Here is a 25,035-nt window from a genome sequence, read left to right on the forward strand (position 1 = left end):
GTCAGAGGTTGGGGCTCGGAGCCACGTCGGTGAGGAGGACGAGAACAGACAAGGGCCCGACCTCGATGCTCGTACCGTGTGGCACCAGTTCAAGTCCGACGCTCAGATCCTTCGGATCCGTACCCTCGGGAATACCTTCGCCCAGAGAGTTCCACGCGGTGTTGACCGCCAGCAGCCAGTCGAGCTCATGGCCGACGGGGGGCGTGACCTCTTGAACGTCAAGGGTTCCGTTGATGATGACGAGGGCGTCACGGTCGTTCCATCTGAGGCCCGAGCGCAGCATCTGGAAGACTCGGTTCTCCGTCTTCGACCACGCATCTGAAGGCATGGGGGAACCGTTGGCGCAGTACCACGTCAGATCGGGGATCGAGTCGCCCCCGTGCGGCTGACCCGAGGCGTAGACATCGGGGCGCAGCACCGGATGCGCCTTGCGCAGCGCGATGAGCCACTTCGTGAACTCGATCTGGTCGCGCTGAGAGCGCGTGAGATTCCAATCGACCCACGAAATAGGGGAGTCCTGGCAGTAGGCGTTGTTATTGCCGTACTGGGTGCGGGCGAACTCGTCGCCGCCCAAGAGCATCGGCGTGCCGACGGAGATGAACATCGTCGTCAGGAGGTTGCGCCGAGTCTTGCGACGCTTGACGAAGATCTCCTCGTTGCCCTCCGTGCCCGACTGGAGCTCAGTGTCATCCTCCTCGGTGCGCGCCAAGGAGGCGACCGACCCCTCAATGCCATGGTTCCACGAACGATTGTCGTCGGAGCCGTCCCGGTTGCTCTCGAGGTTCGCCCAATTGTGCTTGAAATCGAAGGACGTGAGATCAGCGAGGGTGAAGCCGTCGTGCGCAGTGATGAAGTTGATGGACGCCCTCGGGCCGCGGCCAAGGCCCGTGTGGTGGTCGTAGACGTCACGCGAACCCGCCAGACGAGTCGCCAGATCATTCGGCCCCTCGGCGTGCCCGCCCTCGTCGAGGGCGCGCGCATCAGAGAGCCAGAATCCCCGCAGGGCACCGCGGTAGCGGTCGTTCCACTCGGAGAAGGGGAAAGGGAAGTTGCCAGTCTGCCAGCCCCCCGGCCCGATGTCCCACGGTTCGGCGATGAGTTTCACCGTCCCCAGGTCCGGGTCAGTCGCCATTGCCATGAGGAGCGGGTGCATGGGGGAGTAGCCGGTGGAGAAGCGTCCGAGCGTGGCCGCGAGGTCGAAGCGGAACCCGTCAACGCCCATCGTCTGCGACCAGTAGCGCAAGGAGTCGAGGATCATCGCCATAGTCTGAGGATGATCGACGTTCATCGTGTTGCCGCAGCCCGTGTCATCGATCATCTGGGTCGGTCGTGAGGGCGTGTGGCGGTAGTACAGGTCGGAGTCGAGTCCGCGCCACGACAGCGACGGACCGGCATCCCCGCCCTCGCAGGTGTGGTTGTACACGACGTCGAGGATGACTTCGATACCCGCCTGGTGAAGGAGCGATACCATTCCGCGGAACTCGTCGACGACCGCCTGAGCCCCCTGGGCCTGGGCCGACTTCGACGCGTAGGACGGTTCGGGGGAGAAGAAGGACAGGGTGGAATAACCCCAGTAGTTCGTCAAGCCCCTCTCAGTGAGGAAGGGCTCCTCGCACTTGGCGTGGATGGGGAGCAATTCGACGGAGGTGATCCCGAGGTTTTTGAGGTAGTGGATGCACGCCGGGTGGGCGAGTCCCGCATAGGTCCCCTGCAGGTCCTCGGGAACGCCCGGCATATTCTTCGTGAAGCCCTTGACGTGGATCTCATAGATCACCGTTTGTTCCCAGGGGATCCGCGGTTTGGGAGCGATGGGGAAACCATTCGACACGACGACTGACACGGGCACGTGTCCGCGCGAATCCAGAGGGGAGCGCTTGAGAGGGTAGGAGATCGGGTAGAGGTCCTCATCAACTTCGTGAGCGTAAACGGCGGGTGAGATATCGACTTCGCCCTCGATGCCGCGCCCGTAGGGGTCGAGGAGAAAATGAGCCGGATTGTGGAAGAAACCGGCGTCGGGATCCCACGGGCCGTCAACCCTGAATCCATAGCGGGTTCCCCTGCCGTAGCCGTGGATATGACCGTGCCAGATTCCGGCATTCGAACTCATGAGGCGGTAGCGGGTCTCGGTGCCATCGACTCCGATGATGCAGAAGTCGACACTCGTGGCGCTGCGCGCGATGACGGAGACATCGAGACCACCATCTCGGATGGTGACGCCGTAGCGTCCGGGAACCGGATGCGGATCTGTGACAGTGACTACAGTGGTGCGGCGATCGTAAGCATTGTCGCGGGTCATCGCACTGCGCCTCCACTATCAATCGAACACTCGTCTGACAAGCTGATCCCCACATTATGCGCTGAAGGTCCAGTATGTGCGAAAACACAGTGTTTTGGTGTGGGAATGACCATGTGTTCCGTCCGTGACGGCGGTATGTGAACACCGGTATGGCACGCTTGAGCCATGAGAATTGTGGTATGCGTGAAGCACGTTCCGGACGCGCAGTCCGAACGTCGATTCGAAGACGGCCGTCTCGTGCGCGGCGAGGACGACGTCCTCAACGAACTCGACGAGAACGCCGTCGAAGCGGCTGTACAACTCGTCGAAGAGCACGGCGGCGAGGTCATCGCCCTCACCATGGGTCCCGAGGACGCCGAAGACGCAGTCTTCTCAGCGCTCCAAAAAGGCGCTGATCGCGGTCTTCTCATCACCGACGAGCGCCTAGTCGGCGCTGACGCCGGAGTAACGGCACTGGTCCTCGCAGCCGCCATTCAGATGCTTGCAGAAGAAGAACCCATCGACATGGTGATCACCGGCATGGCGTCCCTCGACTCCATGACCTCCCTGCTCCCCGCGGCGCTCGCGACGCGCCTGCACATGCCCCTGCTCGGCCTAGCCCACGGGCTCAGGGTCGACACCGCGGCGCACACCGCCACGATCGAGCGCAACGCCGACGGATACGACGATGTCCTCATGGCGCCGCTGCCCGCCGTCATCTCGGTCACCGACCAGCTCAACGAGCCGCGCTACCCGGCCTTCGCCGCGATGAAGGCCGCGCGCAAGAAGCCGCTCGACACGTGGGGCCTCGACGAGGTCGAGGGAACTGAATGCGGCTCCCTCATCGCCGAACACCCCAGCCTCATCACCGTGATCGAGGCGAATGAAGTGACGCGCGACGGGGCGGGAACGATCATTCCGGATTCTGGAGACGCCGGCAAGCGCCTGGCCGCCTACCTCCTGGAAGTGGTGAAGTGACAATGACGGATACGACCAACGCCCCCCTCCTCGTCCTCGTCGACCATTCGGGCTCCGATGCCGACGGGTGGACCCTCACCCCCGCATCCGCGCAGATCCTCACACTCGCGCGCACCCTCTCCACGGCGCCCGTCACTGCGATCTCATTGACCGGTGCCCCCGACCTCGACGCGCTTGCCCGCTTCGGTGCGGCAACGGTCCTCACCCCGGCGCTACCCGACGCAGCCCCACGGGTCAGTGCCGTCGTCGCCGATGCCGTCGCCGCGTGCCTGGACACCGACTCCTTCAGAGCGCTCCTCATCGTTTCAACCTACCGCGGCCGCGAGGTCGCCTCGCGCATCGCGACCCTCACGGACTCCGGCGTCGTGGCGGACGCAGTCTGCGTGGAGATTGTCGACGGAACAGTCGTGGCGACTACCACCGCGCTCGCGGGCACATGGTCGACGCGCATCCGCGTCCAGGGCCGACTCCCCGTCATCACCGTGCGCCCGGGCAGTGTCGATGAGGCCAATGCCGCTTCTATTGCGGCGCCCCGAGTACAGTCCGTCGCCGTCTGCCCCTCCGCGGAGGCGGCCGCAGTCGCCGTCGTCTCGTCATCGGCACTGGACTCCGATGGGCGCGTCCCCCTCACCGATGCGTCGACTGTCGTCGTCGCGGGCAGGGGAGTCGGCGGCGATATGGCGATCGCCGAACAACTCGCCGATGCCTTCGATGCAGCCGTGGGCGCGACTCGCGTCGTCTGCGATGAAGGGTGGGCGACGCGTTCGCTTCAGATCGGGCAGACCGGTGTATCCGTCTCGCCGAATGTCTACATCGGGCTGGGCGTGTCCGGCGCGATCCACCACACCGTCGGCATGCAGTCGGCCCAGCATATCGTCGCCGTCTGCGATGACCCGGATGCCCCGATTTTTGAGATCGCGGACTTCGGCGTCGTCGGGGATATCTTCGAGGTCGTTCCCGCGGCCCTCGAGGCGATTGCGGAAGCGCGCGCCTGACAGTGGCCCATTACCTCGATCACGCTGCGACCACGCCGATTCTGCCCGTCTCCCTCGAGGCGTGGACGCGCGCGCAGCGCGACCTGATGGACCAGCCCGGCAACCCGGCGGCTCTGCACTCGGGCGGCAGGAGGGCGCGCCTCATGCTTGAGGATGCTCGTGAAAGAGTGGCTGCGGCGCTGGGGGCGCAGCGCGCCGAAGTCGTCTTCACCTCCGGTGCTACCGAGTCCAACGCCCTCGCAATCGCAGGGGGTGCGCGCGCCATCCGCTCCCTCGATGCGTCGCGCAAACGGGTCCTCCTCTCGGGGATCGAGCACGACTCTGTCGCGGAGCAGTCCTCGACCCTCGCCCGCGAGGGCTTCTCCGTTGATGCGCTTCCCGTCGGCTCCGACGGGGTGGCGGTCATCGACACTGACCGGCTTGCGCAGATGTCGGACGTCCTCGCCCTCGCATCCTGCGTCCTCGTCAGCTCCGAAGTCGGAACGGTCCAACCGGTCGAGCGCCTCGTCAGCGCACTCGGAAGCGGAGGACAGCGTCCGCCCGAGCGCCCTCTCGTCCACACCGACGCCGCACAGGGGATCGGACTCCTCGACGTCTCCTTCGCTGGCCTCGGCGTCGACCTCATGTCGGTCGGTGGACACAAAATCGGAGCCCCCGTCGGCACGGGGGTCATATGCGCGAAGCGGGGAATTCCGCTGGAGACGGACCGTCCCGGCGGCGGACACGAGCGGGGCCTGCGGTCGGGGACACCCGATGCCGCAGGAGCCTGCGCCCTCGCCGCGGCCCTCGAGGCGGCAGTCGCCGGGCGCGACCAGTGGCGCCGCCGTGCGAGCGCCCTGCGCACCAGGCTCGCCCAGGGGCTGCCCCCGTCAGCCCGCCTCACCGTCGATCAGTCGGCGAGTGTCGCGTCGATCATCCACGTGTCGATCCCCACCCGCCATCCCGAGACCGTGCTCATGGCGATGGATGCGGCAGACGTCCTCGTGTCCGTCGGCTCGGCCTGCCATGCGGGCGTGACGAGGCCGTCGAAGGCGCTCCTCGCGATGGGCGCGTCCGAGGAGCAGGCCCTCGGAGTCCTGCGCGTCTCCACGGGCCCGGATACGACCGACGAGGACGTCGACGCCTTCCTTGAGGCTCTGCCGCGTGCGATCGAGGCGGGATGCGCCCTCGACGCCCTCGACGACACCCGGGCGAGGACCTGACACGACGCTCGCATTAGACCACCTGCCCCACCCACCCCAGAGGGAGACCATGAGAGTCCTCGCCGCACTGTCCGGCGGAGTCGATTCCGCCGTTGCCGCAGCCAAGGCCGTTGAAGCCGGACACGATGTCGTCGGAGTCCATATGGCGTTGTCGACGCAGCCACAGGAGTGCCGCATCGGCTCGCGGGGCTGCTGCTCCGTCGAGGATGCGGGCGATGCGGCGCGCGCCGCGCAGATCATGGGGATCCCGTTCTACGTGTGGGATCTCGCCGAACAGTTCGAGGCCACCGTCATCGACGACTTTATCTCCCGGTACAAGCTCGGACACACCCCCAATCCGTGCGTGCGCTGCAATGAGTTCGTGAAGTTCCGCGAACTCGCCGAACGTGCGAGGGCCCTGGGCTTCGACGCCGTGTGCACCGGCCACTACGCTGCGATCGTCGACGGGTCGGCCGGTCCCGAATTGCATCGCGCTGCGGATGCGGCGAAGGACCAGTCCTATGTGCTAGCAGTGATCGGGCGCGAGGAACTCTCCCGGATCCTCCTGCCGTTGGGAAATGCGGCCTCCAAGGAGTGGGTCAGGGCGGAGGCCGACAGGCTCGGGCTCGGGGTATCGAATAAGCCCGACTCCTACGACATCTGCTTCATCCCCGACGGGGACACGCAGGGATTCCTGCGCGCACACCTGGGCTCGGCGGAGGGGGAGATCGTCACCCCCGACGGCGAGGTGCTGGGAACGCATAAGGGGTACTGGAATTACACCGTCGGCCAGAGGAAGGGTCTCAACATCAACCGGCCCGCCCCCGATGGGAGGCCCCGCTACGTGCTGGAGACGCGCCCGGAGTCGAATCAGGTCGTCGTCGGCGCATTGGAGTTGCTGAGCGTCACGCGGATCGACTGTACGGACACGGTGTGGCTCGCCCCTGACGATGATGGACAGGATCCGGCGGATCTATTCGTCCAGGTGAGGGCTCATGGCGAAGCCGCCCCCGTCGCTTCGCTCAACCGCAGCGGGGGTTCGGACGGCGACGAGGGCGGGGTGCGCCCACAGCTGACAGCGCGTCTGGCGGAGCCGATCCGCGGGGTCGCTGCAGGCCAATCCCTCGTCGTGTACAGGGGCAGCCGAGTCCTCGGACAGGGGACCATCACCGGGTCCACGAGGGCGTAGAAGCACTGGCGGACACGATTCGTTCCCGCACGGGTGGCGGGGCGATTGAACCGCGGGCGCAGTCTGGCTTTTTTACCCCGGGCTGCCGATACCCGTAAACTGGACGGTACGCGCGAGTGGCGGAATTGGCAGACGCGCTGGATTTAGGTTCCAGTGTCTTTGACGTGTGGGTTCGAGTCCCATCTCGCGCACTCAGACACCGGTCGGCAGCACCATCGCCGCGGTGCCGATTCCCGAAGGCCCCGGGAATGATCGGTTCGACGGGTTCGAACCGATCCTGTTCGACTTCGCCGAGGGGGCGGGACTTCTACACGGTGCGGCGAGCAGGTCGGAAATCCATGAGGTTCATTGAGATGGGCCCGATCAGTGTCGGGCGTGGGAGCACAAAAGAGACCCCTCGTGCAGCGACTGCACGGGTCGGTGTTGTTGTTATCACTGTCAGTCGAGTCCGAGGTCTCGGCGGAGCCTCGCGACATGACCGGTCGCCTTGACGTTGTACTGCGCTAGGCGCACCACCCGATCCGGGCCGATAACCACAGTTGAGCGGATGATCCCGACGTAGGTCTTCCCGTAGTTCTTCTTCTCTCCCCAGGCGCCCCAGGCCTGAAGGATCTCGTGGTCGGGATCGGAGACCAGAGGGAAGCTCAGCGATTCCTTGACGGCGAAGTGCTCGAGTGCCGCCATCGAGTCGGCGCTGACGCCGACGACCGCGTAGCCGCTTGAGGAGAGGGAGGACAAAGAGTCCCGGAAATCGCAGGCCTCCTTCGTGCATCCGGGGGTCGACGCCTTCGGGTAAAAGTAGACGATGACGCCTCGGGCGGAATCTGCTGCGAGGTCAGACAGGGTGATGGTCCCGTGAGTGGATTGGACTGTGAAATCGGGGGCGAGCGTTCCGGGTTCGAGTTGGGTCATGCGACCAGTGTAGGAATCGCGCGGGTGTGGTGTCGCGCGAGGAGTCGGGTGATTTGCAGCGAGGGGGACCGTTGAGCGCCTTCTCCGCAGCCTCAAGTCTCTCGCGCTCCTGTCATTCGGGGGCCTCGACGTCCTCGCACACTGCCGACCCACCACCATCACCAACGCCATTGAGGAGGTGACCGAACTTCTCACCCCTACTGCCTAGCCGAAGGAACCGCTACACCACTCCACTGGACGTGACCTCGACGTGGGTGCGTCGAGGGGACTTGAACCCTCAACCCGTTGAAACGCGCACAGTGTACCCATGAGACTTCCCGCGCCTACCGATAGGTTCTGAATATTCGCAGGGGTGGGAACTGTATAATTCGTCTTTGGTTTCTTGGAACTGTGTGCGTTTTGGCGGGTACGACATGAAAACGATATGAACCGGACACGCAATGAAGTCCCAGAACAATGTCCTGGGACTTCACGGAGTGCGTCATGGGGGACTTGAACCCTCAACCCGCTGATTAAGAGTCAGCTGCTCTGCCAATTGAGCTAATGACGCGGGACTCCGTGGCGAGATCGTCGCCGTGGAGCTGTGCGTCATGGGGGACTTGAACCCTCAACCCGCTGATTAAGAGTCAGCTGCTCTGCCAATTGAGCTAATGACGCGGGGGTCGTAACGACCGGAAGACAACTCTAGCTCCACGGGGATGGACAATGCAAAGACACCGGGTGAGAATACGGACACATTCGCTGGGGGCTGTGCTCGGAGCACTCGCACTATGAGGGCTGAATGTTCCCGCACGTGCTCCCGCTGCGGCACTACAGTTGGATGCAGCACCGGCGCTAGGCGCGCAACAATGAACGGCAGAGACATGGAGCCGAGGAGGAGCAGGTGACGATTCAAACCGCGCAAGCCCGCCACTCCGCAGTCACAGAGGACTATCTCAAAGCGATCTGGAGTGCCAGCGAGCATGCGCAGCGCGAGTCCTCAGAACCATCGGACTCCACGGCCCCCGACGCGGGGCTGACCGTCAATGAACTCGCCGCGCGCATGGGCGTCGTCGCATCAACTGCCTCGGAGAATGTCCAACGCCTCAAGGCCCAGGGACTCGTCACTCACGAGCCCTATCGCAAAGTCCACCTCACCGCCCAGGGCAGGGCCGTGGCACTGGGGATGATCCGCCGACACCGCCTCCTTGAGACGTATCTGCACGACAAGCTGGACTTCACGTGGGACGAGGTGCATGAGGAGGCGGAGATCCTCGAACACGCCGTCTCAGACCGACTGCTCCGCCACCTCGACAAGGCCCTCGGGCACCCGGCGCGCGACCCGCACGGCGATCCGATCCCCGGTGAGGACGGTTCAATCCGCACTCCCGAGATGATCCTGCTCACGCGCCTCGACGAGGGCTCGCGCGCGGTCGTCGCGCGCATCAGCGACGACGATCCCCAGGCACTGCGCGAACTTGAAGAGGCGGGCATCCGGCTCGACGTGTGGGTGTCCATTGCAGGGGAAGGCGATGGTGGTGCGCGCCGCGTCCTCGTCAGCCCGACTGACGCCACGGCGCTCGGCGAATCCGACGGGGACGGCACCGTCGTGGAACTCGACGCGGCACGCGCCGCCCTCGTCTCGGTTGCGCTCATCGGCGAGGAGTAGCCCCGCGCCCGATTGATGAGGCGACGCGGACAGTCGACGTCAGCGCTGGGCGGCTGAGCCCATGTCAGCAGGCACGTGAACGCTGTGCCCCGCTGCGAGCAGAGCGTCGCGGAGGAGGGTCATCGCCTCATCGAGGTCGGCGTCGGAGGCGGGCGAGGCAGCGGAGAGCAGCACATCGGCCTCGGTCCGCAGGGGGATGACGTGCAGGTGAGTGTGCGGCACCTCGAAGCCGGCGATGACCAGGCCCGCCCGGGGAACACCGAATGCGTGCTCCTGGGCGCTGCCGATCACACGCGCCACCTTCATGAGATGCGCGGCCACATCGCTGGGGGCATCCGTCCACTTGGCGTACGGCTCGCGCGGGACGACGAGGACGTGCCCGGGAGAGGTCGGCTCAATAGTGGCGAAGGCGACGCAGATGTCGTCGGCCCACACGAAGCGCCCGGCCCACTGCCCGGAAATGATCTTCTCGAATACTGTGCTCATAGGGTCATTGTCCCCCTTGCGGCTGCGCCGGGCGCGCGAATCGAGCGAGTCGAGTCGCCCACAGGCCGCCCATCTGAAGGCGAGGTATCGGCGGAGTTGACTATGAGCGCCCTCCCACTGGGCGCCGCAGCAATGATTCCACCCCATGGTCTACCCTTGGTGTGGCCGCATATGTCGAGAATTACTAGGGGAGTGCCCTGATGAGCCAGACTCCGGGAACGGAACCCGCATTTCGGTACACGGCGAAGCTCGCCGGCGACATCGAGACTGCATGGCAGGATCGCTGGGATGAACGCGGAACCTTCAACGCCGACAATCCGACGGGGGAATTCGCTGGTCCCCTTGCGGTGCTCAATCCGTTCTTCCTGCTCGATATGTTCCCCTACCCCTCGGGCAAGGGCCTCCACGTCGGCCATCCCCTCGGCTACATCGCAACCGACACCGTCGCCCGCTTCCGGCGGATGAAGGGCGATAACGTCCTCTACACGATGGGCTACGACGCCTTCGGTCTGCCCGCCGAGCAGTACGCTGTGCAAACAGGCCGGCACCCGCGCATCACGACCGAGCAGAACATCGCGAATATGCGCCGTCAGCTGCGCCGCCTCGGCCTGTCCCACGACCGCCGCCGCTCCCTGGCAACGACCGACACCGAGTATATTCACTGGACCCAGTGGATCTTCCTGCAGATCTTCAACTCCTGGTTCGACCCCGACGCGAGCGCCCCCGACGGCTCGCAGGGCGCCGCACGTCCGATCCGCGAACTCGAGGAGAAGCTCGCCGCCGGCGTGATCGGCGTGCCCGACGGGCGCGACTGGACGGACCTGGATCGCGTGGAGCGCGCGAAGGTCGTCGACTCCTTCCGCCTCGCCTACGTCTCGGAGGCCCCCGTCAACTGGTGCCCGGGATTGGGCACCGTCCTCGCCAATGAGGAGGTCACCGCAGACGGCCGCTCCGAACGCGGCAACTACCCGGTGTTCACCCGCAACCTGCGCCAGTGGATGATGCGCATCACCGCCTACGGCAAGCGCCTCTTAGACGACCTCGACACCATCGACTGGCCCGAGAAGGTGCGCACCATGCAGCGCAACTGGATCGGACGGAGCGAGGGCGCCACTGTCCGCTTCGACGTTCCCGGCGCCGCCCTCGCAGGAGCCTCGGCGACGAGCCTCGATGTCTACACCACGCGCCCCGACACCCTCTTCGGGGCGACCTTCATGGTCGTCGCCCCCGAACACCCGATCCTGGGCGGCACCTCCGCCTCCGATGCCGACGATCAGCAGGCCCTCACCGTTCCCTCCGCCTGGCCCGAGGGTACCAAGCCCGAGTGGACGGGCGGGGCTGCGACGCCGGCCGAAGCAGTCGCCTCCTACCGCGCCCAAGCGGCGGCCAAGACGGAGGCGGAGCGCATCGACGAGGAGCGCACGAAGACCGGCGTCTTCACCGGCCTCTTCGGCATCAATCCGGTCAACGGTCATCGGGTCCCCGTCTTCGTCGCCGACTACGTCCTGTGGGGCTACGGGACGGGAGCGATCATGGCCGTCCCCGCGCACGACGACCGCGACTGGGAATTCGCCCGCGCCTACGCTCTCGACATCATCCGCACCATCGGCCCCGCCGACGACCCTTACAGTCACGATCTCGACGCATCCGCCTACACCGGCGACGGGGTCGCAGTGGACTCCGCCAACGACGAGGTGAGCCTCGACGGCCTGGCGAAGGACGAGGCGAAGGCCGTGATGATCGACTGGCTCGAATCAAAGGGATTGGGCCGCGGCACCATCACCTACCGCCTGCGCGACTGGCTGTTCTCGCGTCAGCGATACTGGGGCGAGCCCTTCCCGATCGTCTGGGACGAGGAAGGGCTGCCCCACGCGCTGCCCGAAGACCAACTGCCCGTGGAATTGCCGGAGGTGTCGGACTATTCGCCCCGCACCTTCGATCCCGAAGACGCTGAAACCGCTCCGGAGGCACCGCTGGGACGCGCCGAGGAATGGGTGAATGTCACCCTCGACCTGGGTGACGGTCCCCGCAGCTATCGTCGCGAGACGAATACGATGCCGCAGTGGGCGGGCTCGTGCTGGTACGAGATGCGCTACACGGACCCGACGAACCCCGATGCTCTGGCCGCTGCTGAGAACCTCGAGTACTGGATGGGGCCACGCGAGGGCAAGCCGACCGGCGGCACCGACCTGTACGTCGGCGGCGTCGAACATGCGGTCCTTCACCTGCTGTACTCGCGTTTCTGGCAGAAAGTCCTTTTCGACCTCGGGCACGTCCCCGACGCCGAGCCCTACCACACACTCTTCAACCAGGGCTACGTCCAGGCCTACGCCTTCACGGACGCTCGCGGACAATACGTCCCAGCTGACGCAGTCGAAGGGGACGAGACCACCGGGTTCACCTACGAGGGCGGCGCCGTCACCCGTGAATACGGCAAGATGGGCAAGTCCTTGAAGAACATCGTCACCCCGGATGAGATGTACGAGGCGTACGGCGCCGACGTGTTCCGCGTCTACGAGATGAGCATGGGGCCCCTCGATGTGTCCCGCCCGTGGGAGACGCGCGCCGTCGTCGGGTCGCAGCGTTTCTTGCAGCGCCTGTGGCGCAACGCCCTCGATGAAGAGACCGGCGAGGTCACTGTCGTTGACGACGCCGCCGACCTGGAGACGAAGCGACTGCTCGCGCGCACGATCGCCGACGTGACCGTCGAGTATGAGAATATGCGCATCAACACGGCGATCGCGAAACTCATCGTGCTCAACAACCACCTCACGCAATTGGGGTCCGTGCCGCGCGAGGCGATTGAAGCGCTCATCCTCATGGTCTCCCCGGTCGCCCCGCATATCGCAGAGGAGTTGTGGATGCGCCTCGGCCACGACGAGTCACTCGCGCGCGAACCTTTCCCCGTCGTCGAGGACGAGTCGCTGCTCGTCGAGAAGACCGTCACCGCCATCGTCCAGGTCAACGGCAAGGTCCGCGCCCGCCTAGAGGTGGCGTCCTCGGTATCCGAGGATGATCTGCGCGAACAGGCACTCGCCCAGGGCCCCATCCTCAAGGCCCTCGATGGGCGTGAGCCTCTCAAGGTCATCGTCCGTGCACCCGCGCTGGTGAACGTTGTCGTTCCGAAGTGACGTGCGCGCCGTGATGGATGCGCCCGCCTTTGCGGTGTGCACCGCCGGAGACGAACCGGGGAACAGGGGAGTGGAACATGCCCGAAGGTGATGCGATTCGGCGACTCGCCGGGACGTTCGACGAACTCTTCGTTGGAGAGTCTGTCGAGGCCTCTTCGCCGCAGGGACGATTCGCCCAATCGGCGGCGCGCCTGGATGGGCTGCTCCTAGAGAGGGTGCGTGTCCGTGGCAAACACATGTTCATCGGCTTCGTCGACCCTGCGAATGCGGGCTCGTGGCCCGACCAGTGGGTCCACATCCACCTCGGTTTGTACGGGTGGTGGAGATTCAACGGGGACGAGACCCTCCTCGACGAGGGACATGGGGTCGCCCGCCGCATCGCCTCCGTTCCCCGCGGCGAGTGGGACGGCCACTTAGAGACGCGCTGGGGTGAGGGATACGGCCAAGCGGAGGCGGGCGCATGGGAGCCCCCCGAGCCGGTCGGCCAAGTCCGGCTGCGCCTCGTCAACGATCATGCGGTGGCCGACCTCGTCGGGCCGAACCGCTGCGAGCTCATCACGGATGAGCAGCGCGACGCCGTGGAGGCCAGGCTCGGACCCGATCCTCTCGACGAGGGGGCGCGCGACGATGCCGAGGCTGCCCAGCGCTTCGCAGAGGTCGCTCACGCGAAGAAGCGCGCCATCGGGGAGATCGTCATGGATCAATCCATCATTGCGGGAGTGGGGAATATCTACCGTGCCGATGCGCTTTTCCTCGCCGGGATCTCCCCCTACCGCAAGGGGGTGAATGTCTCCGTCAAGCGACTGCGGGCGCTGTGGGTATTGATCTGCGACCTCATGAATCGTGGGCTTGCTGCCGGACGGCTCGAGACGATGGACCCCGACGAGGCGCCGACACCGCCGATCGAGGGCGACGAGGAAGCGTCGCGCTGGTACGTCTACCATCGCACGGGGCGGCCCTGCCTGCGCTGCGGCACGCCCATCCGCGAGTCGCTCATGCAGACGCGGCGCCTGTTCTGGTGCCCGACCTGCCAGAGGTAGTCCGGGCACACGTCAGCCCGTGCGCGCCATCTCCGCACGGGTGGGTCGTTCCCTTGAGAGCCGAGCGGCCTCAGTTGACGTCTTCGAAGCCGAGGACGTTGTACAGCTCGGCGGCGCCATCATGGCGACTATCGATGCGCAATGTGAGGGAATCGAATCCCCATTGCCTGCACCGGCCGGCAACCTCGGAAATGAGGGCGGTGGCGATACCGTGACGGCGATACTCGGGGTCGACGACGAGGTCGACGACGAACGGGCCGTCAGGGGCATCATCCCAGGGTGACTCGCGGACGACGAGGATCGCACCGACGAGGGTGCCGCCGTCCCAAGCACCGACGAATGAGTCTTCGGTAGTGGGGCCGAATGCGCCCTCGAAAACCATGCGGAGTTCCTCCGAGGTCTCGATGACGTCCTCGGGGGTGAGCGGACGCCCATAAGCCTCAAGGGTGAGGACCGCGAGCGTGGGAATATCGTAACGGGTGAGCGTTGCGATCTCGACCCCCGCGGGGCGTTCGACATCGGCCAACGCATCCAACTGTGTCTGAAGTGTGCGCTGTTCCATACCCCCAGCATAGGTGGAGCCGCGCTCAGGCCACGGCATTCCCCGAGGAGGCATGACAAAGGTGCCCCCGACGGCCGCTTCACCGACTTCATTCGTTCGAATAGTGCGGAAAAGGCCTCGCCACGCGCTCAATCAGGGGATACTGAAAAGCGTGGGTCATTTTGCGCGTCACGTTGCTCGGCGCCGGGATCACACAGCGGCTGTCAGATATAGAGCTCCGGCTCATCGAGGAAGAACGACGGGTCGACGATGAGATCCCGATCGGCGGTATCGCGCTCCGGCTTGGGAAGCAGACGCGCGGGCACGCCGATGGCGACCCGGCCGCAGGGCACGTCTTTCGTGACCACCGCATTCGCGCCGATCTTGACCCCGTCCCCAATGGTGATCGGGCCGAGGACTTTCGCGCCCGCGCCGATCATCACATGGTTGCCGACAGTGGGATGCCGCTTGCCCGGAGACATCGACACGCCTCCGAGGGTGACTCCGTGGAAGATGACGACGTCCTCACCGACTTCAGTGGTGGCACCGATGACGACTCCTGTCGCATGGTCGATGAACACACGACGGCCGATCTCGGCTGCGGGATGGATATCGACGCCGGTGACGGAGCGGGACAGCGAAGAGAGGATGCGCGCGGGCAGGTTCGCGCCCCGACGCCACAGAGCGTGGGATACGCGGTGCACCCACAGGGCGTGCACGCCGGGATAGGTGAGGGCCACTTCAACCGTCGAGGTCGCCGCCGGATCGCGTTTGCATGCGGTCTGAAGGTCTTCCTTGAGGAGAGACAGAGCACGACGCGGATTGATTGGCATGAGTGGTCCTTGTTGGTCCGATGAGGGCGAACAGGTCGAGTCTATCGGGCGTCGGCGTCTCGTGCTCGTCCCATCCGATCCTTCATCGGTGCAGGTCGACGGCGAGGACGGCAGAGCGCGCCCCTGGCGGATACGAGCGGGCCGGGAATGCTAAGTCCCCGACCCACTGCGCCTGCCGATCAGTCCTTGAGATGTTCGAAGAGGGCAGTCGACAGGTAGCGCTCACCGGTGTCGGGGAGCAGGGTGACAATTTTCTTTCCAGCGAACTCTTGGCGGGCGGCGACTTGCGCGGTGCCCGCGAGGGCGGCGCCCGAGGAGATGCCCACGAGGAGGCCCTCTTCAGCTGCGGCTCGACGCGAGAAGGCGAGGGCGGTGGCTGTGTCGACGGAGATCACCTCGTCGACGATGGACGCGTCATAGGTGTCGGGGAGGAAATTCGGCATGAGCCCCTGAATACCGTGGGGTGCGGGAGCACCGCCGGTGAGCAGCGGTGACTCGGCCGGTTGGACGGCGATGATACGCACATCGGGGTTGTAGCGCTTGAGCACGGTGCCGACCCCGGAGATGGTGCCTCCGGTGCCCACTCCCGCGACGAAGACATCGACGTTACCGTCCGTATCCGCCCAGATCTCCTCGCCGGTGGCTCCGATGTGGGCCGCCGGATTCGCAGGATTGGTGAATTGGGAGGCGATGATCGCGCCGGGGCGCTGGTCGCGGATGCGCTCGGCCTCGGCGACTGCTGCGGCGACGCCGCCCTTGGGGTCGGTGAGCACGAGTTCGGCACCGAATGAGCGGACGATGATGCGCCGCTCGACGCTCATGGATGCGGGCATGACGATGACGACCCTATAGCCGCGTGCAGCGCCGACCATGGCGAGGGCGATCCCGGTATTCCCCGAGGTCGCTTCGATGATGGTGCCGCCGGGGGAGAGCTCGCCCGACGCCTCGGCGGCGTCGATGATGGAACGGGCGATACGGTCCTTGACGGATGACGCGGGGTTGAAGGCTTCGACTTTGGCGACGACATCAACGCCCGGGCCGGTCACCGTGTTGAGTCGGATGAGGGGGGTATTGCCGATGAGGTCTGCGACGCTGGAAGCGATGCGGGACATGGTTTCTCCTGATGAGTGGGGGTGCGGATTGAAGGTATAGGGGCGCACGGGGGCGCGGGTGGAAGAGCGGACTGGATGCCGCACAGGGCGAATGACGACGCGCAGAGGCGTCCAAGCGGTCATTCGCCCGATGTACACGGACACGGGCGCACTGAAGCGGCGCACATGGGCAGTGCGCTAAGAAGAACAAGGCTGTCAGTGGTTGTCACGGCATCCACTCTAGGGGTGCGGAGCAGCTCCGTCTATTTGAATAGTGTATTTTCCTGAAATGTGGAATTGTGAAACACCGCTCGTGATCTCGGCAAGCAGTGTGTCAAAATCTGAACGATCACCTTCGGGTACGCCGATGCGCAGTGTCAGATCAGCGCCCCACCGAGCGTCGAAGACGTGCGCCCCCGCACGCCGCAGCTCTGCCTCCACCCTGCCTGCGAGCGCCAGATCGACACTCGTTTCGAGAACATCGAGGTCGATGAGGTGCGCTCTCGGCGCGAGGGCGAGAGCCTGGGACACGGACGAGGAATAGGCTCGCACCAGGCCGCCGCCGCCGAGCAGAATCCCCCCGAAGTAGCGGGTGACGACCGCAGTCACATTCCACACGCCCGCTTGGCGGAGCGCTTCAAGCATTGGCGTCCCCGCAGTCCCCGCAGGTTCGCCGTCGTCGCTGGAGTGCTGGACCGGGGACATATCGGGGATGCGGATGAGGAAGGCAGAGCAATTGTGTCGGGCCTGTGGATTCGCTCCCTTTACCTCATCGATGAGGGTGCGGGCCTGTGCAGGAGAATCCGTTCTGGCGAGAGTCGTGATGAACCGGGACCGTTTGATCTCGATCTCGTTCTCAATGCGCGTTCCGGCCGCGATTGTGTCAATGGCTGCCATGGCGACTCCCGAAAGAAAAGGAATATGCACCACGAGTATGCCCGACGAAGCGCTCCGAATCCGCATTGTAGACAGTATGCGGCGCGCCGATGAGTGGTAGTGGGAGGCTTCGTGTTCAGTCCTCGCCGAACCAGTCGTCGAGACCGTCGGCTGCGCCGATCCATGCGAGGGCATCCGCCATCTCACTATCCGTCATGAGTAGGCGCCCGAACGCCTCGGCGATCTCCTTTCGGTCCTCATCGGAACCGACGCCGGTCACAATGAGATGGGTGAAGGCCCCATCCTCCCACTCACCTGCCCGTCCAATAGATGCACCGCCGCTCGATACCTCCCAGGTGCCGACCATTGTCGGACGGGACGGCACCCAGAAACAGCCTCGGGCACAAATGCCCTGTGGTGCGAGTTCGTGCGCATGGCGGGCCAGGCGGTGCGGGTGGAATGGCTTGTCGGAATGCAAATCGAGCGTCCATACACCGTGTGTGCTCGGTCCTCCCCATGCCTGGGTGGAGGCGGGGTGGATGCGCTCAATGGCGGCCTCGGGGTCGTGTCCGGCGCTGAATAGTATTTCGGAGGTGAGTTGATCGAGATGGGCGACCATGAGGGTGTCGAGTGGTCGAAGGCGCTCGATGAGTTCAGTCCCGACCGTGTCGCAACCCAGAGCGCACACGATGTCGGCGTACTCGACTGAGTTCATGAGGATCTCCCCGGTGCATCGATCATCGTTGTCGAAGAGTGCGCATCCCACATCCACTAGCGGTACGTGCTCGAACATGTCGCGCGCAGCGCAGTCCGCATCAGTGATATGCACTGCGCTCGTCACCGTCATCCCGACCAATGGGCCGTCGGGGAGTGTGAGGTTGACCAGGGCGGGTACGGTCGACATGAGTTCGGCACCAATGGGAAGGGCGAGCAGGAGCGTAGGGATGTCCGATTCGCCGAGCTCTTCGAGTAATGGGGTGATCCCCTCGCGTAGGGAGCAGGTCATGCATGAGTGGGCGAGGGGGACTCGCCGAGACAACGTCTCTTCGAAGCCGTCGAAGAGTCGCATGGACATTCCGCCCTCGTCGATGTCGACCATGAGGATCGGGCACATGTCTGCGAGGGCGAGTGTTGTGGCCGAGCGCATCATTGGTGATGACGCGGAGAGTGGGCAAATGCGCATGACGAAGCTTCCTCACAATGGTGTCGCATGAATTGCATGAGAATCGTTCTCAATAGTATAACTATGTTCCGCAAGGTGCGAACGCACAGGAATTACGAAGGACCCGCCATGAGTAGACACTGCCAAGTACTCGGTACGACCCCTGGCTTCGGCAACTCGGTCTCCCACTCGCATCGTAAGACCCGCAGGCGCTGGAATGTCAACGTCCAGACGAAGCGCTATTGGGTGCCGTCACTGGGGCGCCACATCGCGATCACCGTCTCCGCCAGGGGCATCAAGACCATCGACAAACTCGGCATTGAGACGGTCGTCGCAGATATGCGCGCCAGAGGGGAGACGTTCTAATGGCAGCCAAGAGCAAAAACCTGCGCCCGATCATCACCCTCCAATCGAGTGCCGACACTGGGTATCGCTACGTCATCACCAAGAACCGTCGCAACAATCCTGACCGGATGCGTATCCGCACATACGACCCCATCGTTCGCACACACGTTGAATTCGTGGAGATCCGTTGATATGGCGAAGAAATCCAAAATCGCGCGCAATAAGCAAAGAGCCGCAATCGTTGCCAAGTATGCACAGCGCCGTGCCGAACTGAAAAAGGCCTGCGTCGATGTGAATCTCAGTCCGGTGGAGCGCGACGTCGCAATGGCGGCGCTTCACGCCCTCCCCCGAGATGCCTCGCCGACCCGCGTGCGGGGACGTGGTGCAAGCGATGGGAGGCCCCGCGGCTACCTGCGCAAGTTCGGACTCTCGCGTGTTCAATTCCGTCAGATGGCGCTGCGCGGGGAACTTCCCGGAGTGACCAAGTCCTCCTGGTGACCCGACCAGCAACCGACAGTTAGATAGTCGAACCGTGAAACCTGGAATCCATCCCTACTACCGCCCGATCATCTTCCGTGACAGGGCTGCGAACTTCGCGTTCCTCACCAAGTCCACGATGACATCCTCTCGGACGATCGAATGGGAGGATGGGAACACCTACCCGGTGGCCGACGTGGAGATCTCGTCGGCCTCCCACCCGTTCTGGACCGGGAGGTCGCGTCTCATTGACACCGCTGGGCGGGTTGAGAAGTTCCGCGCCCGCTATGGCGAGCGCTATGCGGGGCGCCGTGAAAGAGAGCAGTGATGAAAGTCCGAGCGTCATTGAGATCCCTCGCCAAACAGCCGGGCTCGAAAGTCGTGCGCAGAAAAGGGAGCTTGTACGTCATCAACAAGAAGAATCCACGTCTCAAGGCCCGGCAGGGCTGAGTGGGTGGGAGCGCGTGGCGATGCCATTGCTGTAACGAGGATCGCAGTCGCACCCCCGCTCTGAGATTTAGGCATATGCGGCCCGCATGCTACTATTTTCGGGTTGCCGTCAGTGGGAAAAGGCCGGTCGGGTCCTTCTCGCGGCGCCGAGCGTCGGACGGCGACTGCGAAGAATCGCAGTCACCATCCCGACCATACGACTACACAGATAGAGAGGGGAGGCGCGATCATGGCAGTTCCGAAGCGGAAGATGTCTCGTGCGAACACCCGCACTCGCCGCAGCACATGGAAGGCCGATCTTACCGAGCTCAACACCGTTAAGGTTGCCGGCCGTGAGATCCGTGTCCCGCGTCGCCTGGCGAAGGCGTACAAGAACGGTCTGCTGGATGTCGAGGCCTGACCTCGAATCTGCAGAGGGCCCGGTGCATCTGTACCGGGCCCTTTCTCTACCCGCCCAGGGACGGAAGCCTACGATGGACGTGCTCGTAGCGACTGATCGAAGGAGATCGTCATGAAGGTTCTCATCGCCCGTTTCACTGCCCGCCCCGGATGCGCCGACGAAGTCGCAGACATGATCGTCGACCTCGCCCAGAATGTGCACACTGAAGCGGGCAATGTCGTCTTCGAGCCGTATCGCGACGCCGATGATCCGAATCGCTTCATCGTCATTGAGAAGTACCTCGACGAGGACGCCTTCCACGTGCACCTCGCCATGCCCTACGGCAAACCCTTCAATGATCGGCTCAATGAGCTCATCGAAGAGCCGTATTCCCAGCTCACCTTCCTCAAGGCCGTCGAGTAGCCCGGGCAGCGTCGACTCCATCGGCGCCCATCGCATTCACCCGTTCTTTGAGGGAAGTTTCCGCTTGCAGCGTATTACAGGTACCTGTATCTTAAGAGTGTTCAATTCATACAGCTGCCTGTAGAAGGTGCTGTGAGACGAGGAGACATCATGGACGCCATGCGAATACAGTGCCGCGAGCGGCTCCGCCGCTACGGATGGCTCATGCGCCGCAATCGTGCGAACGCGCGAGCCGGTCACGGACGCTTCGCCGATCCGACAAGGGGGCAGGGGCGCGTCCTCGCCGCCCTGCAACTGTCGAGCCCGATCCCGACCCGCGATCTCGCATTCCTGCTCGGAATGCGTCAACAATCCCTCAACGAACTCATCGTCAAGCTCGAAGCCGATGGATATATCACCCGCGCCCCGTCCCTGAGCGACAAGCGCGTTATGGAGGTGCACCTCACCGACGAGGGCGCCGCTGTGCAGGTGGGTGTCGGAGTCGGAGGCATAGATCCGCTTCAGGGCCTCTCAGATGATCGGGTTGCCTCGCTCATGGCGATCCTCGACACCATGATCGCCACCCTTGAAGAGGGCCTCGGCATCAACGAGGACGAAGCCGTCGATGAGTGGAAGCGAGGAGCCCGCGGGCGCATCGATGGTGAAAGGCTCGATCAGATGATCCTCATGCGCGAACGGGGTTTCGGCTTCGAGGGGCGCGGCCACGGCAGAAGACATGGATGCGCAGATGGCGCTGTCCGCGGTCACTGCGATGGCCGCGGACAGCGCCGCGAGAGTGACAACGACTGATCCTGAGATTACAGGTTCGAGTCGGTGCGCCTCCCCGGGGGAAGAGAGCGTCTGCGCCACCCTCGGCAAGTACTCCGAGCGTGATCGGCGATGCCCCGCTTATGGGACTGTCGCCCGGGCCCTTCAATCAGTGAGGGACTGAAGCTGTGGTGAGCCGCATCCGCTTTGGGGGTCGACGCGAACGCCGGGTAGGCTTGTATCCGGCGTCCGCGCCGTGCCTCCGTAGCTCAATGGATAGAGCAAGGGCCTTCTAATCCCGAGGTTGCAGGTTCGAGTCCTGTCGGGGGCGCCGAATACGGGCGGAGCCGTCTTCGAAAAAGAGAGCGGTCCCGCCCGTGTATTTCGGCGATAGCATCGGCGGGCGCTTATGCGGAGCGGGATATCCTCCAGCGCTCGACATGATACTGATCGTCCCAGAACTCGCGGTAGGTGCCCTGTGTTTCGTAAAGCTCCTCATGGGTGCCGATAGCCTCGACTTGGCCATTGCGCAGGACGACGATGCGATCGGCTCGTCGGATCGTTGAGAGTCGGTGGGCGATGACGAGGACGGTGCGTCCCCGCGACAAGTCGGCGAGCGCCGACGTCACCGACGCCTCGTTGACGCCGTCTAAGGCGCTCGTCGCCTCATCGAGTAGAAGGATCGGAGAATCCTTCAAGAATGCCCTGGCGATGGCGACTCGTTGCCGCTCACCGCCCGACAGTGCGCATCCGCCCTCGCCGACACGCGTGTCCCACCCGTCGGGGAGCCTGTCGATCACCTCCGTGAGGCCGGCTCTCTTCGCCGCGAGTGCCACATCGTCATCGGTGGCGTCGGTGCGTCCGATGCGCACATTCTCCTCAATGGTCGTATCGAAGAGATACACGTCCTGGAAGACCATCGACACGCGGTCCATGAGATCTGCCACCCTCATGTTCCGCACATCAACCCCTCCAATGCTGATCGACCCGGTGTCGACGTCCCAGAAGCGCGCGATAAGGCGCAGGAGGGTTGACTTGCCCGACCCGGACGGCCCTACGAGCGCCGTGACTGAGTGCGCCGGCAACTCCAGGTCGATCCCGGTGACGACGGGGACGCCCGGCGTGTAGGAGAAGGACGCATTGTCGAGGGCGACGGTGAAAGGCGCATCGGGCCTCTTCGCATGGGAGTCGACGGGTTCGGGGAGCGCGTCGGTGCCGACGATCGCGCTAATATCGTCGAGGGCCACCTGCGACTGATGGAGTGGGTCGACATAGAAGGCGAGCATGCCGATGGGCTCGGCGAATCGGACCGCCATGAGGGCGAGGGCGATGAAGACCGTTGGCTCGAGGGCTCCGCCGAGCATTTCAAAGGCGCCAATGCCGAGCGCGAGGATGAGTCCGCCTTCGACGCCCGCATGGAAGAGGGAAGCAGCCGGGCCCTTCGACAATTCTGCTCGAGTCGTCGTCTCGTGCTCGTGGTCGAGTGCACTGCTCAGCGGCTCCCAGCCGCCCTGAAGGGAATCAGTCGCCCGCAGGACTGGCTGGAGTCTGGCGAATTCGAGGATCCTCGAGCTGAGCGTCTGCATCGTCTCCTCTTCGGCGATGTGTGCGCGCACGACGGTGCGCCGCAGCATCCTCAGGGCGACGATGCAGATGGGGATCGAGAGAGCCATCGCGGCTGCCATTCTCCAGTCGTAGAGGAGGGCAGCCACAGCGATGGTCACGGCGGAGCCGCCCATGGATGCGAGTTTTGGGATGACGATGGACGGCAGATGGGACAGGGTGGAGATACTCGTCGAGGTCGCCGTCGCCACCCTGCCCGTCGTCGTCGCATCGAACCATCCCAGCGGCAGCTCTTGGACGCGCGAGCCCACCGTGCGGATGAGAGAGCCGCACACGTCGAATGCGGCGACGCGGAAAGCGATGATCGAGCCGATCATCGACAGGATCATTGCTGCCGCCACGGCGATGAGGACGGTGGCGAGCCATAGCGGATCGGTACTGCCCGTTGTGAGGAAGGATGAGAGGAATGGGACGAGGAGGGCGAGTGCGGCGCCCTGGAAGACTCCGGAGAGCGTGTGCGCGGTGATGATCGTTCTCATCGGCCCGGGATTATCGATGAGTGAGAAGAGGGTCTTGATCATTGTTGCGCCTCCCAGAGTCGGGCGTAGGTGCCTCTGCGTGCCAAGAGCTCGGCGTGGGTGCCGGTTTCACTGATCCGCCCGGAATCGAGTACCAGGATCTGGTCGGCGTCGACGATAGTGGCGAGTCGGTGTGCGATGACGATTGTGGTTCGACCGTTGGAGAGGGCTCCGAGGGCCTCTTGTATGCGCCGTTCGGAATGAGGATCGGCTTGAGCGGTCGCCTCGTCGAGGAGGAGAACCCTCGAATCGGCGAGGAATGCGCGCGCAAGTGCGATGCGCTGGGCCTCACCGCCGGAGAAGCAGGCGCCTTCGGTGCCGATGACGGAGTCGTAACCATCGGGCAGTTCCATGATGCGGTCGTGGATGCGCGCTGACTTGGCCGCCTCGACGATTTCTGCATCGGTGGCCCCGGGTTTGCCGAGGCGGATATTCTCGGCGACGGTATCGGTGAGAAGCCCGCCGTCTTGAAGGATAATGGCGAGCTGTGAGAGCAGGTCCGACGTCGATAGGTCGCGGATGGGAACGCCGGACAAGAGGATCCTCCCCTCGCTCACATCCCAGAAGCGGGCGATGAGCTTGACGAGAGTCGATTTGCCTGAGCCTGAGGGTCCGACGACAGCGGTGACCGAACCGGCGGGGAACGATACTGAGATGCGGCTGAGCGCATCGGGCCCGTCCTCGTGGTAGTGGAAGGAGACGTCCTCGAAGACGATATCGGCGGGCGCACTGGGATCGAGGAGTGCGGGGGCGCTGTTCTCGGGGAGCACGTCTTGTGAGAGGAGGACGCCGATTCTGGTCGCTGCATCCTGTCCCTGACTGATGAGATGGGCGAGGGGGACCACGTTGTCGAGTCCGGAGGGCAGTGCGATGCCGACGAGGAGGAAGGGGACGATGAGGATCGGTTCGATGACTCCGAGGGATGCGAGGAGCCAACCACCGAGGATGACGGGGGCGAGCATCCCGGCGGGGGAGATGAGGACCATGAGGATCGCCATTGGCCTGCCCGGTCCCTTCATCCACTCGTAGGAGGCGGTCGTGTACCGGTCGAGGGCGTTAGAGAAGCGTTGGAAGAGACTGCCGGACGTGCCGAAGGCCTTGACTGTGGCGATGCCGTCGACCATTTCGACCGTGGACGAGGCGAGGTCCTTCTCCGCTTCGGTGAATTCGTCGATCCCGGACGCCGGATTGAACATCATCGCGACGATGAAAGCCACGAGGGAGAGGCACACCCATCCGACGATGACGAGGGCATAGGGCCACGACAAGATGAAGAGGTAGATGGAGCCGAGGAGCAGCGTGCCGATGGCAGTGCCGAGGTCGGTACCGAGATGCGCGATGATCGTGTGGATCTTCGTCACGTCCTGCGCGATGATGGTGCGGACACGGCCGGAGGACTCTGAGACGAACCACCCCAGCGGCAGGCGGGATACGTGGCGGGCGATGCGCTCTCGTAAGTCGTGGCGGAATCGGTGTTCAACGATATGTGCGTATCCGGTTGAGCCCGTCCCGAGGAGGTGGGCGGCTGCGAAACCAACGAGGATCATCGCGAGCCAGAACCACGTCTGGGGCGCGGTGAGACTCCGATCAAGGGCTCCGGCGGCGAGCCTCGTCACGGCGATCGGCGACAGGAGCATGAATCCCGCTGAAGCGACCCCGCAGGCGAAGACCATCAGGAGCGCCGGATAGACGGGTCTGAGTAGCGTGGACAGTGTAATAGTCGGTTTCATGGTGC

Annotated in this window: 25 protein-coding genes and 4 tRNA genes; 17 read left to right on the forward strand and 12 right to left on the reverse strand. The window is 64.3% G+C overall.

All coding sequences use genetic code 11. From position 1 onward, the window contains the following. Position 1 precedes the first annotated feature (1 nt). A complete protein-coding gene (gene glgX / locus BQ7471_RS04765; RefSeq protein WP_076464636.1) occupies positions 2 to 2,296 on the reverse strand; it encodes a glycogen debranching protein GlgX in 2,295 nt (764 codons plus the stop codon). 165 nt (positions 2,297 to 2,461) lie between these two features. Between glgX and BQ7471_RS04770 the strand changes: the two genes are divergently transcribed. The 5 genes from BQ7471_RS04770 to BQ7471_RS04790 all read left to right on the forward strand — a co-directional run bounded on the left by BQ7471_RS04770 (position 2,462) and on the right by BQ7471_RS04790 (position 6,809). Beyond that, positions 2,462 to 3,253 carry an electron transfer flavoprotein subunit beta/FixA family protein gene (locus BQ7471_RS04770; RefSeq protein WP_076464638.1) on the forward strand — a complete coding sequence of 264 codons (792 nt, stop codon included), beginning with the start codon at positions 2,462 to 2,464 and terminating at the stop codon, positions 3,251 to 3,253. A 2-nt stretch (positions 3,254 to 3,255) separates the two neighbouring features. Beyond that, positions 3,256 to 4,248 (forward strand): electron transfer flavoprotein subunit alpha/FixB family protein, encoded by a 993-nt coding sequence (locus tag BQ7471_RS04775; protein WP_076464639.1) that lies wholly within the window; start codon positions 3,256 to 3,258, stop codon positions 4,246 to 4,248. A 2-nt stretch (positions 4,249 to 4,250) separates the two neighbouring features. Further along, on the forward strand, positions 4,251 to 5,450 hold the full coding sequence (locus tag BQ7471_RS04780; protein WP_076464641.1) for a cysteine desulfurase family protein: 1,200 nt from the start codon (positions 4,251 to 4,253) through the stop codon (positions 5,448 to 5,450). Positions 5,451 to 5,499: 49 nt separating this feature from the next. Continuing rightward, positions 5,500 to 6,618, forward strand: coding sequence for a tRNA 2-thiouridine(34) synthase MnmA (mnmA, locus tag BQ7471_RS04785; RefSeq protein ID WP_076464642.1), 1,119 nt, complete (start codon positions 5,500 to 5,502; stop codon positions 6,616 to 6,618). Between the two features lie 110 nt (positions 6,619 to 6,728). Next, positions 6,729 to 6,809 (forward strand) — tRNA-Leu (locus BQ7471_RS04790). Positions 6,810 to 7,056: 247 nt separating this feature from the next. Here BQ7471_RS04790 and BQ7471_RS04800 read toward each other — a convergent pair. From BQ7471_RS04800 to BQ7471_RS04810, 3 genes are all read right to left on the reverse strand, one after another. Then, positions 7,057 to 7,530 (reverse strand): peroxiredoxin, encoded by a 474-nt coding sequence (locus BQ7471_RS04800; RefSeq protein ID WP_076464645.1) that lies wholly within the window; start codon positions 7,528 to 7,530, stop codon positions 7,057 to 7,059. 477 nt (positions 7,531 to 8,007) lie between these two features. Further along, positions 8,008 to 8,080 (reverse strand) — tRNA-Lys (locus tag BQ7471_RS04805). A gap of 34 nt (positions 8,081 to 8,114) precedes the next feature. After that, positions 8,115 to 8,187: transfer RNA gene (locus BQ7471_RS04810), tRNA-Lys, on the reverse strand. A gap of 226 nt (positions 8,188 to 8,413) precedes the next feature. Between BQ7471_RS04810 and BQ7471_RS04815 the strand changes: the two genes are divergently transcribed. Further along, positions 8,414 to 9,178, forward strand: a complete 765-nt coding sequence (locus BQ7471_RS04815) for a metal-dependent transcriptional regulator (RefSeq protein ID WP_407922681.1) — start codon at positions 8,414 to 8,416, stop codon at positions 9,176 to 9,178. Positions 9,179 to 9,217: 39 nt separating this feature from the next. On the opposite strand, the gene BQ7471_RS04820 is transcribed toward BQ7471_RS04815, so the two are convergent. Continuing rightward, positions 9,218 to 9,664 (reverse strand): HIT family protein, encoded by a 447-nt coding sequence (locus BQ7471_RS04820; protein ID WP_076464646.1) that lies wholly within the window; start codon positions 9,662 to 9,664, stop codon positions 9,218 to 9,220. A gap of 200 nt (positions 9,665 to 9,864) precedes the next feature. On the opposite strand from BQ7471_RS04820, the gene BQ7471_RS04825 reads away from it, so the two are divergent. Further along, positions 9,865 to 12,795, forward strand: a complete 2,931-nt coding sequence (locus BQ7471_RS04825; RefSeq protein WP_076464648.1) for a leucine--tRNA ligase — start codon at positions 9,865 to 9,867, stop codon at positions 12,793 to 12,795. 77 nt (positions 12,796 to 12,872) lie between these two features. Next, a complete protein-coding gene (locus BQ7471_RS04830; RefSeq protein ID WP_076464649.1) occupies positions 12,873 to 13,835 on the forward strand; it encodes an Fpg/Nei family DNA glycosylase in 963 nt (320 codons plus the stop codon). A gap of 70 nt (positions 13,836 to 13,905) precedes the next feature. On the opposite strand, the gene BQ7471_RS04835 is transcribed toward BQ7471_RS04830, so the two are convergent. The 5 genes from BQ7471_RS04835 to BQ7471_RS04855 all read right to left on the reverse strand — a co-directional run bounded on the left by BQ7471_RS04835 (position 13,906) and on the right by BQ7471_RS04855 (position 18,359). Beyond that, positions 13,906 to 14,397 (reverse strand): GNAT family N-acetyltransferase, encoded by a 492-nt coding sequence (locus tag BQ7471_RS04835; RefSeq protein ID WP_076464651.1) that lies wholly within the window; start codon positions 14,395 to 14,397, stop codon positions 13,906 to 13,908. Between the two features lie 203 nt (positions 14,398 to 14,600). Continuing rightward, positions 14,601 to 15,209 (reverse strand): serine O-acetyltransferase, encoded by a 609-nt coding sequence (cysE, locus tag BQ7471_RS04840; RefSeq protein ID WP_076464652.1) that lies wholly within the window; start codon positions 15,207 to 15,209, stop codon positions 14,601 to 14,603. A 179-nt stretch (positions 15,210 to 15,388) separates the two neighbouring features. Continuing rightward, positions 15,389 to 16,321, reverse strand: coding sequence for a cysteine synthase A (cysK, locus tag BQ7471_RS04845; RefSeq protein WP_076464654.1), 933 nt, complete (start codon positions 16,319 to 16,321; stop codon positions 15,389 to 15,391). Positions 16,322 to 16,540: 219 nt separating this feature from the next. Further along, positions 16,541 to 17,197 carry an IMPACT family protein gene (locus BQ7471_RS04850; protein WP_076464655.1) on the reverse strand — a complete coding sequence of 219 codons (657 nt, stop codon included), beginning with the start codon at positions 17,195 to 17,197 and terminating at the stop codon, positions 16,541 to 16,543. A gap of 115 nt (positions 17,198 to 17,312) precedes the next feature. After that, a complete protein-coding gene (locus BQ7471_RS04855; protein ID WP_083663265.1) occupies positions 17,313 to 18,359 on the reverse strand; it encodes a GTP-binding protein in 1,047 nt (348 codons plus the stop codon). 108 nt (positions 18,360 to 18,467) lie between these two features. On the opposite strand from BQ7471_RS04855, the gene rpmB reads away from it, so the two are divergent. The 9 genes from rpmB to BQ7471_RS04900 all read left to right on the forward strand — a co-directional run bounded on the left by rpmB (position 18,468) and on the right by BQ7471_RS04900 (position 21,490). Further along, positions 18,468 to 18,704, forward strand: a complete 237-nt coding sequence (rpmB, locus tag BQ7471_RS04860) for a 50S ribosomal protein L28 (RefSeq protein ID WP_076464658.1) — start codon at positions 18,468 to 18,470, stop codon at positions 18,702 to 18,704. Continuing rightward, the gene (rpmG, locus tag BQ7471_RS04865) at positions 18,704 to 18,874 is read left to right on the forward strand and encodes a 50S ribosomal protein L33 (protein WP_076464660.1); all 171 of its coding nucleotides are present in this window, start codon (positions 18,704 to 18,706) and stop codon (positions 18,872 to 18,874) included. Before rpmB ends, rpmG begins: the two co-directional genes overlap by 1 nt. Position 18,875: 1 nt before the next feature. Next, the gene (rpsN, locus tag BQ7471_RS04870) at positions 18,876 to 19,181 is read left to right on the forward strand and encodes a 30S ribosomal protein S14 (RefSeq protein ID WP_076464661.1); all 306 of its coding nucleotides are present in this window, start codon (positions 18,876 to 18,878) and stop codon (positions 19,179 to 19,181) included. Between the two features lie 34 nt (positions 19,182 to 19,215). Further along, on the forward strand, positions 19,216 to 19,488 hold the full coding sequence (locus tag BQ7471_RS04875; RefSeq protein WP_076464663.1) for a type B 50S ribosomal protein L31: 273 nt from the start codon (positions 19,216 to 19,218) through the stop codon (positions 19,486 to 19,488). Then, a complete protein-coding gene (ykgO, locus tag BQ7471_RS04880; protein ID WP_076464665.1) occupies positions 19,488 to 19,610 on the forward strand; it encodes a type B 50S ribosomal protein L36 in 123 nt (40 codons plus the stop codon). Before BQ7471_RS04875 ends, ykgO begins: the two co-directional genes overlap by 1 nt. 229 nt (positions 19,611 to 19,839) lie before the next feature. After that, positions 19,840 to 20,010: a 50S ribosomal protein L32 gene (gene rpmF / locus BQ7471_RS04885; protein WP_076464666.1), complete on the forward strand. Its 171-nt coding sequence runs from the start codon at positions 19,840 to 19,842 to the stop codon at positions 20,008 to 20,010. A gap of 111 nt (positions 20,011 to 20,121) precedes the next feature. Beyond that, positions 20,122 to 20,412, forward strand: a complete 291-nt coding sequence (locus BQ7471_RS04890; RefSeq protein ID WP_076464668.1) for a putative quinol monooxygenase — start codon at positions 20,122 to 20,124, stop codon at positions 20,410 to 20,412. Positions 20,413 to 20,562: 150 nt separating this feature from the next. Then, positions 20,563 to 21,201 carry a MarR family winged helix-turn-helix transcriptional regulator gene (locus BQ7471_RS04895; protein WP_076464669.1) on the forward strand — a complete coding sequence of 213 codons (639 nt, stop codon included), beginning with the start codon at positions 20,563 to 20,565 and terminating at the stop codon, positions 21,199 to 21,201. A gap of 216 nt (positions 21,202 to 21,417) precedes the next feature. After that, a tRNA-Arg gene (locus BQ7471_RS04900) sits at positions 21,418 to 21,490 on the forward strand. 76 nt (positions 21,491 to 21,566) lie between these two features. Here the strand turns inward: BQ7471_RS04900 and BQ7471_RS04905 are convergent. Both BQ7471_RS04905 and BQ7471_RS04910 read right to left on the reverse strand, forming a co-directional pair. After that, positions 21,567 to 23,303 (reverse strand): ABC transporter ATP-binding protein, encoded by a 1,737-nt coding sequence (locus BQ7471_RS04905; protein WP_076464671.1) that lies wholly within the window; start codon positions 23,301 to 23,303, stop codon positions 21,567 to 21,569. Further along, positions 23,300 to 25,030 carry an ABC transporter ATP-binding protein gene (locus tag BQ7471_RS04910; protein ID WP_076464672.1) on the reverse strand — a complete coding sequence of 577 codons (1,731 nt, stop codon included), beginning with the start codon at positions 25,028 to 25,030 and terminating at the stop codon, positions 23,300 to 23,302. Before BQ7471_RS04910 ends, BQ7471_RS04905 begins: the two co-directional genes overlap by 4 nt. Between the last annotated feature and the right edge of the window lie 5 nt (positions 25,031 to 25,035).

It is taken from the genome of Actinomyces mediterranea, assembly GCF_900155595.1.
Lineage (GTDB): Bacteria > Actinomycetota > Actinomycetes > Actinomycetales > Actinomycetaceae > Pauljensenia > Pauljensenia mediterranea.

Coding starts and splice junctions, on each gene's coding strand:
- ykgO (WP_076464665.1), top strand. CDS start 19,488: ATGAAAGTCCGAGCGTCATTGAGATCCCTCGCCAAACAGCCGGGCTCG.
- cysE (WP_076464652.1), bottom strand. CDS start 15,209: ATGCCAATCAATCCGCGTCGTGCTCTGTCTCTCCTCAAGGAAGACCTT.
- cysK (WP_076464654.1), bottom strand. CDS start 16,321: ATGTCCCGCATCGCTTCCAGCGTCGCAGACCTCATCGGCAATACCCCC.
- BQ7471_RS04800 (WP_076464645.1), bottom strand. CDS start 7,530: ATGACCCAACTCGAACCCGGAACGCTCGCCCCCGATTTCACAGTCCAA.
- BQ7471_RS04855 (WP_083663265.1), bottom strand. CDS start 18,359: ATGCGCATTTGCCCACTCTCCGCGTCATCACCAATGATGCGCTCGGCC.
- rpmB (WP_076464658.1), top strand. CDS start 18,468: ATGAGTAGACACTGCCAAGTACTCGGTACGACCCCTGGCTTCGGCAAC.
- rpmG (WP_076464660.1), top strand. CDS start 18,704: ATGGCAGCCAAGAGCAAAAACCTGCGCCCGATCATCACCCTCCAATCG.
- BQ7471_RS04775 (WP_076464639.1), top strand. CDS start 3,256: ATGACGGATACGACCAACGCCCCCCTCCTCGTCCTCGTCGACCATTCG.
- BQ7471_RS04895 (WP_076464669.1), top strand. CDS start 20,563: ATGGACGCCATGCGAATACAGTGCCGCGAGCGGCTCCGCCGCTACGGA.
- BQ7471_RS04825 (WP_076464648.1), top strand. CDS start 9,865: ATGAGCCAGACTCCGGGAACGGAACCCGCATTTCGGTACACGGCGAAG.
- BQ7471_RS04830 (WP_076464649.1), top strand. CDS start 12,873: ATGCCCGAAGGTGATGCGATTCGGCGACTCGCCGGGACGTTCGACGAA.
- BQ7471_RS04820 (WP_076464646.1), bottom strand. CDS start 9,664: ATGAGCACAGTATTCGAGAAGATCATTTCCGGGCAGTGGGCCGGGCGC.
- rpsN (WP_076464661.1), top strand. CDS start 18,876: ATGGCGAAGAAATCCAAAATCGCGCGCAATAAGCAAAGAGCCGCAATC.
- mnmA (WP_076464642.1), top strand. CDS start 5,500: ATGAGAGTCCTCGCCGCACTGTCCGGCGGAGTCGATTCCGCCGTTGCC.
- BQ7471_RS04835 (WP_076464651.1), bottom strand. CDS start 14,397: ATGGAACAGCGCACACTTCAGACACAGTTGGATGCGTTGGCCGATGTC.
- BQ7471_RS04850 (WP_076464655.1), bottom strand. CDS start 17,197: ATGGCAGCCATTGACACAATCGCGGCCGGAACGCGCATTGAGAACGAG.
- BQ7471_RS04890 (WP_076464668.1), top strand. CDS start 20,122: ATGAAGGTTCTCATCGCCCGTTTCACTGCCCGCCCCGGATGCGCCGAC.
- rpmF (WP_076464666.1), top strand. CDS start 19,840: ATGGCAGTTCCGAAGCGGAAGATGTCTCGTGCGAACACCCGCACTCGC.
- BQ7471_RS04770 (WP_076464638.1), top strand. CDS start 2,462: ATGAGAATTGTGGTATGCGTGAAGCACGTTCCGGACGCGCAGTCCGAA.
- BQ7471_RS04910 (WP_076464672.1), bottom strand. CDS start 25,030: ATGAAACCGACTATTACACTGTCCACGCTACTCAGACCCGTCTATCCG.
- BQ7471_RS04905 (WP_076464671.1), bottom strand. CDS start 23,303: ATGATCAAGACCCTCTTCTCACTCATCGATAATCCCGGGCCGATGAGA.
- glgX (WP_076464636.1), bottom strand. CDS start 2,296: ATGACCCGCGACAATGCTTACGATCGCCGCACCACTGTAGTCACTGTC.